The sequence below is a fragment of the Actinopolymorpha sp. B17G11 genome (assembly GCF_040196095.1).
In the GTDB taxonomy this organism is placed as follows: domain Bacteria; phylum Actinomycetota; class Actinomycetes; order Propionibacteriales; family Actinopolymorphaceae; genus Thermasporomyces.
On sequence record NZ_JBEFTW010000046.1, the window covers coordinates 46,352 to 52,653 of the forward strand.

Consider the following 6,302-nt stretch of genomic DNA (forward strand, 5'->3'; position numbering starts at 1 on the left):
CTGTCGACCGGCAGACCCGGGGTATGCGACCGATCCCACGCTCGGACGGTGCGACCGGTCCAGTCACCAGCGTGGCCGATCCGATGCCGTGGGCGCGCTACTTGTCGATGTCGCCGACCACGAAGAACATCGAACCGAGGATCGCGACCAGATCAGCGACCACGCACCCGGGCACGAGTTCGGGAAGCACGGCGATGTTGTTGAACGACGCCGACCGCAGCTTCATCCGCCACGGCGTCTTCTCCCCGCGCGAGACGAGGTAGTAGCCGTTGAGTCCGAGGGGGTTCTCGGTCCAGGCGTACGTCGAACCCTCCGGCGCCTTGAGAATCTTCGGCAGGCGCACGTTGACGGGCCCGGCAGCCAGCGACCGCAGCCGATCGATGCAGGCCTCGGCGAGGTCGAGGGAGACATGAACCTGGTCGCGGAGTACGGAGAACCGCGCGAAGCAGTCGCCCTCAGAACCCGTGACCACCCGCCCCGGACCGCCGGCGGCGAAGAGCTCGTCGTACGCGAGGTAGGGCTCGTCGCGGCGCAGGTCCACATCGACTCCGGAGGCCCGCGCGATGGGGCCGGAGATGCCGTACGCATGCACGAGTTCGGGCGAGACGACCCCGACACCGCGGGTACGGGCGGCGAAGATCTCGTTGCCGAAGACGAGGTTCTCCAATTCCGGCAGCCGCCCACGCACCGCGGCGACTGCGGCGGCCGCGCGGTCCAGCCAGCCGGCCGGCAGGTCCTCCTTCAGCCCGCCGACCCGGTTGAACATGTAGTGCATCCGACCGCCGGCGATCTCCTCCATCACCTGCTGCAGCGTCTCCCGCTCCCGGAACGCGTAGAACACCGGCGTGATCGCGCCCACCTCGAGCGGGTAGCTGCCGAGGAACATCAGGTGGTTGAGGACGCGGTTGAGTTCGGCCAGCAGCATGCGCGCCCAGACCGCCCGGACCGGGACCTCCATGCCGAGCATCCGTTCGACGGCCAACACCACACCCAGCTCGCTGGAGAACGCCGACAACCAGTCGTGCCGGTTGGCCAGCATGATGATCTGGCGGTAGTCGCGGACCTCGAACAGCTTCTCTGCGCCCCGGTGCATGTAGCCGATCACGGGTTCGCAGGTGACGATGCGTTCGCCGTCGAGGGTGAGGCGTAGCCGGAGTACGCCGTGGGTGGCCGGGTGCTGCGGCCCGATGTTCAGCACCATGTCCTGGGTGGCGAGCTCGTCGCCGCCACCACGCTCGTACAAGTCACCGTCGTAGGACTCGCGTTCGTACGACGACAGTGGTGTGGGGAGGCCGGCGGCACCCGCGCCGAGACTCACTATCCGCTCGGTCGTCACGGCGTCCATGCTTGCACAGCGCACTCCGGATAGCCTCACTTGCTATGGACACCTTGTTCGCGCCGCCGGGCGAGCGCTGGCAGGCCGTGTCGCCGCGACTGCGGACAGTACGGCGGACACTCCTGACATTCTGGCTGGGCTTCGGCGGCCTGGCCGCCGCGATCGCCGTGGGGATCGTCGTCGACTGGCGGCTGGCCGCAGGGGTGATCGTGGTGGCCGCGGCGCTCTTCGGCTGGGCGTGGTGGTTGATCGACCGCAACTGGCGTTCGTGGGGGTACGCGGAGCGCGGTGACGATCTGCTCGTCACCCACGGAGTGCTGTTCAAGACGCTGGTCGTGGTGCCGTACGGACGGATGCAGTTCGTCGACGTGACCGCCGGTCCGGTGGAGCGGAAGTTCGGCATCGCGAAGGTCCAGCTGCACACGGCCACACCTGCGACCGACGCGGAGATTCCAGGGCTGACGCCGGACGAGGCGGAGCGGCTGCGCGACCGGTTGGCCGCACTCGGCGAGGCGCGGGCGACTGGACTGTGAGCTTGACGGACGCGAGGAACGCGATGCCCGAGTGGGAGCCGGGTCGACCCGCCGGCGAGCCGGGGGCTGCCGACGTGCCGACGACCCCTGGTGCGCAGGGTGCCGCCGATGGTCCGGGTGCGGCAGATGGTCCGGGTGCGGCCGATCGTCCACGGCCGGCCGATGGTCCAGGGCCGGCCGATGGTCCAGGGTCGGCCGACGGGGAGCGGACGCAGGTGGGACCGCGGGAGGCCGACGGGGTGCGTTCGGAACCCGCGTTGGAGCTCGAGCCCGACCTCAGCGCGACGGTGACCGAGCTCCGCCGGCTGCATCCAGCGACGCCGGTACTCAACGGCTGGAAGTACTTCGCCATCGCCGTGGCGGTCATCGGCCAGGACGCCGTACGCCAGCTGGAGTTCGGGCTCTTCGGCATCCAGCTCGCGGCGGCGTTGGTTCTCGGCGTGGTGCTGGGGTCGTTCTCGTGGTGGTTCACGAAGTACCGGATCGAGGGCGACGAGCTCCGGATCGAGAGCGGCTTTCTGTTCCGGCGTTCGCGGAGAATCCGGATCGACCGGTTGCAGGCCGTCGACATCGTGCGGCCCGTGCTGGCCCGCCTGCTCGGGGTCGCAGAACTTCGGCTCGAGGTGGCCGGCGGCGGCAAGACGGAGGCGCCGCTCGCCTACCTGACGGAGCCGGGTGCGCAACTGCTGCGGGCCGAGCTGCTCGCCCGGGCCGCCGGCCTCGACGCTGACACCCCCGAGGCGCCCGAACGCCGACTGGTCGCCGTACCCCCTGGCGTGCTCCTCGCGTCCACGGTCGTGAGTGCGCCGTTCCTCACCGCGGCGCTCGGCTTCGTCGCCGTCGCCATCACGTCCACCGTCCTGGGCGAGGTCGTCGGGCTCGCGTTCCTCCTCCCATGGGCGCTGGGAGGCCTCGGTGTGGTGTGGCGGCAGTTCATCAGCGAGTTCGGGTTCACCGTGAGCGAGTCGCCGGACGGTCTGCGGATCCGTAAGGGCATGCTCGACACCTGGGCGCAGACCGTGCCGCCGGGGCGGGTGCAAGGAGTCGAGATCGAGCAGCAGCTGCTGTGGCGGCCCAAGACGTGGGTGAAACTCTCGGTCGACGTGGCGGGCTACGGCGGCAAGGGCTCGAACGGGAACCAGACGTCCTCGACGTTGCTGCCAGTCGCGCCGTGGCCGGTGGCCCGCGCGCTCCTGCAGCGGGTACTGCCGGGAGTCGATACCGACGAGGTCGAACGCATGGTGGCGCCGCGGTCGGCCCGCTGGCTACGTCCCATCGGGTGGCGCTACCTTCGCCACGGCACCGACGAGCGGGTCTTCGTCACCGATGCCGGCTGGCTGACCAGGCGTACCGCCGTCGTGCCCCACGCCAAGATGCAGAGCGTCCGGGTGACGCAGGGTCCGCTCCAGCGCCGGCTGGGGCTCGCGAACGTCCATGTCGACACCCCGGTGGGTCCGGTCAACGCGGTCGCGATCCATCGCTCGAGCGCCGTCGCTCGGGAGCTCGCCGAGAAGCAGCCCGAACGTTCGCGCCAGGCCCGCCAGATCGCCGGCCCCGAACGCTGGATGCAGTCAACCCGTGATCATGATCGTGATCATGAAGGTTTTGCGGGTGTATGAGCCGGTTTTCCTTCACGATCGTGGTCGGCGGCCACGGTCACGGATCAGGGCGGGAGTTCACGAAGCCGGGTGGGAGTTCTGCGTCACCCTTCGCCTGCAGCAGCCACCAGAAGCCGCCGAGACCTGCGGGGTCGACCAACTCGCCCGCTTCGCTCGCCTGTGACAAGGCGGCGAGGTACGCCCGAGGATCGGTGTGGGCCATTGTCAGCGGCGGACGGCCACCGTGGACGCCGAGCACACCCAGCGCCGCTCGCTGGCTGGTCAGCGCCGTTCCTCGTCCCGCGCCGCCCGAATGCTCCCCTGCGTAGGCCACCGCGTCGACCGCCACGTGCGCGGTGATGTCGCATGACCCGTCGGGTACCGGAGCCACCATCCGCCCCGCGCGATAGGCGGTGAGCGTCCCGACCGCGGACCGGCTCTCGCGCAGATGCCCGTAGTCGATGGCGAGTGCAAGCCCTGACCGCAACCGGCGTACGACGTCCGCCCACGCGGAGTCCCGCGGCGCCCCGATCTCCGCCCTCGTGCCCGGCGGTGCGCCGGCAAGTGGCCACCACCCGCGTAGCCAGCCGGCCTGCGTGGGGGAAACGGGTGAGCCGAACCGTTCCTCACCGGTTTCGACGTTCACCTCGATCTGGCGTGCGACGTGATCGGGATCGACCTCGACCACGTCGAGCGGGACGTTGTCCAGCCATTCGTTCGCCACGACGAGAGCGTCGATACCGGGCGGCACCTCGTCCGTCCACGTCACCTCCGCGGGCAGATCGTCCGGCCGTTCGGCGATCTCCACGGCGACGAGGGTGAGGTCCGGCGCGAGCTCGTGCAGCGTGCGGGCCAGCTCGCCCCGCCCGGCGCCGACGTCGACGACCGTCCTGAGGCCCGCCGCATGCGCCAACCGCACCAGTGCGGCCGCGAACGCGGACGACACGTGAACCGAGGTCCGGAAGTGCCGCGCCGGTGCGTGCGTACGAAAGAAGCCGCGCGGACCGTAGAGCGCTTCCGCGGTCGCCGCCCGCCAGGTTTGCCAGCTGCCGGAGGCCGCGCACCCTGGAATTCCGGTCTCCACGGGCGCGACCCTAGTCACCTTGCTCACCCGGCCGCCCGACCTGTCCGAAGATGCTGAACGCCGGAGGGGATCCGATCCTTCGGACAAGGTGAGCTGCCTGCCTCAGCCGACGTTGAACAGAATGACCAGGATGAACCACAAAGCGACGAACGCGAGTTCCAGGTAGCCGAGGACCAGTCCCGTCACCGCGAGGCCCGCCCCGTCGTCGTTCGTACGCCGGATGCGGGCAAGCGCGAGGTGGCCCGTCACGATGGCTGGCACCGCGCTCATGCCGGACGTGCACAGGCCGAGAATGGCGCACGCGATGGAGACCTTGGCGAGCGGCTCGGTGACGCGGACAGGTGCGGGCACGTAGTTGGCCCAGGGGTTGGCCAGCGGTGCTGGTGGCGGCATCCGGGGACTCGGAAGGGCCGCTGAGCGACCGACGGTCTCATCGTGGGGCGCAGGCAACCGACCGGCGTACCCCGTGCCCTCACCCGAGGTCCCACCGGATATGCCGGGGACGCCGGGCCTTGGCGGAAGGGGGATACTCGGCGTTCCGGACCCATCGGGCGCACCGGGCGCGGGAAGCTGTGTCGGGAACGGAAGGGGCCCCACCGGCAGGTCCACGATCTGGCCGTGGAGTTCGCCGTAGGTACGGGACCTCATGACGATATCGAGGCGTTCGCTGTGTTCGTCCCAGTCGAGGCGGCCTTCGGCCACGGCTGCCTTGAGCACGTCGGCCGCACGCTCCCGATCAGCGTCGGACGCCCGCATGGACTGCCAGTCCGTGCTCATCTCACCCCCAGCCCGGGTCGAGATGGGATGCCGCGTCGAGGCGACCGCGGAACACTCCCCTCCTGCCATTGTGCAGTGCAGCGGACGAGTTGGCCGCGATCTGCGATGCCTGGCTTCTCCGGCCCACCGCAAGTCCGGCATTCGGGGTGAGCCGCCTGGGGGAGTTCGGCCACCGACCCGGGGGATGACCTGGCGGGGGTGGCAGTGCGGCGGGTGATGGAGCGCCAGGCGAGCGTCAGAAGGAGCTGAAGATGCCGACGCCGAAGAGGATCACCAACAGGGTTCCGATGACCGCGGAGTATCCGACACAGAGCCCGACGATCGCCATGCCGCGGCCGTCATCGCCACTGTCCCTGATCCGGGAGAGCGCCATGTGGCCGGTCACGATGGCGGGGACCGCCGTGAGACCGCACGTGAACGTCGAGATCACGGCCAGGATCACCGACGCCTTGGCCAGGTCGTCGGTCGGGCGGGCGGCGGGAGGGGTGTAGTGCGCCCACGGGTTCATCGCCTGCGTGGCATAACGGGGCACGTCCGGATAGGACGCCCGGGCTCCTCCTGCGGGGAACGGCAGCGGACCCGCCGGCAGGTCGGCGACAAGGCGCTGCAACTCGCCGTAGGAACGTGCCCGCATGGCAAGGTCAAGCCGGCGGCGATGCTCGGCGTCGTCGAGCCGACCTTCCGCGTACGCAGCCTTGAGGACGTCGGCGGTGCGCTCCCGGTCAGCGTGGGACGCCCGCATCGACTGCCAGTCGCCGCTCATGGGCGCCCCCCTTCGTTCACTGTCCTCATCCGAACCGCGGACCTGTACCCATTGTGACCCCCGGACGCGAGTTTCACGGCCCGGGGGGACTGTGCACTGAACGGTGTTTCCGGCTCGACACGCCGGGCTGGGTCCGGCGGGATGGGCACGGACAGTGATGACATCTGGGGCCATGGGGTCTGGACAGCAGAAGACGGATGACGGTGGGCAG

The 6,302-nt window shown here is 69.9% G+C and carries 6 protein-coding genes; 2 read left to right on the forward strand and 4 right to left on the reverse strand.

What is annotated here, in order from left to right:
- Nucleotides 1-97: 97 nt before the first annotated feature.
- Entirely contained in the window at nt 98-1,336 is a 1,239-nt protein-coding gene (locus tag ABN028_RS31365; RefSeq protein ID WP_349699109.1) for an NADH-quinone oxidoreductase subunit D, read from the reverse strand.
- A gap of 44 nt (nt 1,337-1,380) precedes the next feature.
- Between ABN028_RS31365 and ABN028_RS31370 the strand changes: the two genes are divergently transcribed.
- The gene (locus ABN028_RS31370) at nt 1,381-1,869 is read left to right on the forward strand and encodes a PH domain-containing protein (protein WP_349329998.1); all 489 of its coding nucleotides are present in this window, start codon (nt 1,381-1,383) and stop codon (nt 1,867-1,869) included.
- Between the two features lie 23 nt (nt 1,870-1,892).
- Nucleotides 1,893-3,488, forward strand: coding sequence for a PH domain-containing protein (locus ABN028_RS31375; RefSeq protein ID WP_349699110.1), 1,596 nt, complete (start codon nt 1,893-1,895; stop codon nt 3,486-3,488).
- Between the two features lie 37 nt (nt 3,489-3,525).
- Here the strand turns inward: ABN028_RS31375 and ABN028_RS31380 are convergent, their stop codons facing one another.
- The 3 genes from ABN028_RS31380 to ABN028_RS31390 form a co-directional block, all read right to left on the reverse strand.
- A complete protein-coding gene (locus ABN028_RS31380) occupies nt 3,526-4,551 on the reverse strand; it encodes an SAM-dependent methyltransferase (RefSeq protein WP_349330000.1) in 1,026 nt (341 codons plus the stop codon).
- A 102-nt stretch (nt 4,552-4,653) separates the two neighbouring features.
- Nucleotides 4,654-5,328 (reverse strand): DUF1707 and DUF4190 domain-containing protein, encoded by a 675-nt coding sequence (locus ABN028_RS31385; protein ID WP_349330001.1) that lies wholly within the window; start codon nt 5,326-5,328, stop codon nt 4,654-4,656.
- A 235-nt stretch (nt 5,329-5,563) separates the two neighbouring features.
- Nucleotides 5,564-6,091 carry a DUF1707 and DUF4190 domain-containing protein gene (locus ABN028_RS31390; protein WP_349699111.1) on the reverse strand — a complete coding sequence of 176 codons (528 nt, stop codon included), beginning with the start codon at nt 6,089-6,091 and terminating at the stop codon, nt 5,564-5,566.
- Between the last annotated feature and the right edge of the window lie 211 nt (nt 6,092-6,302).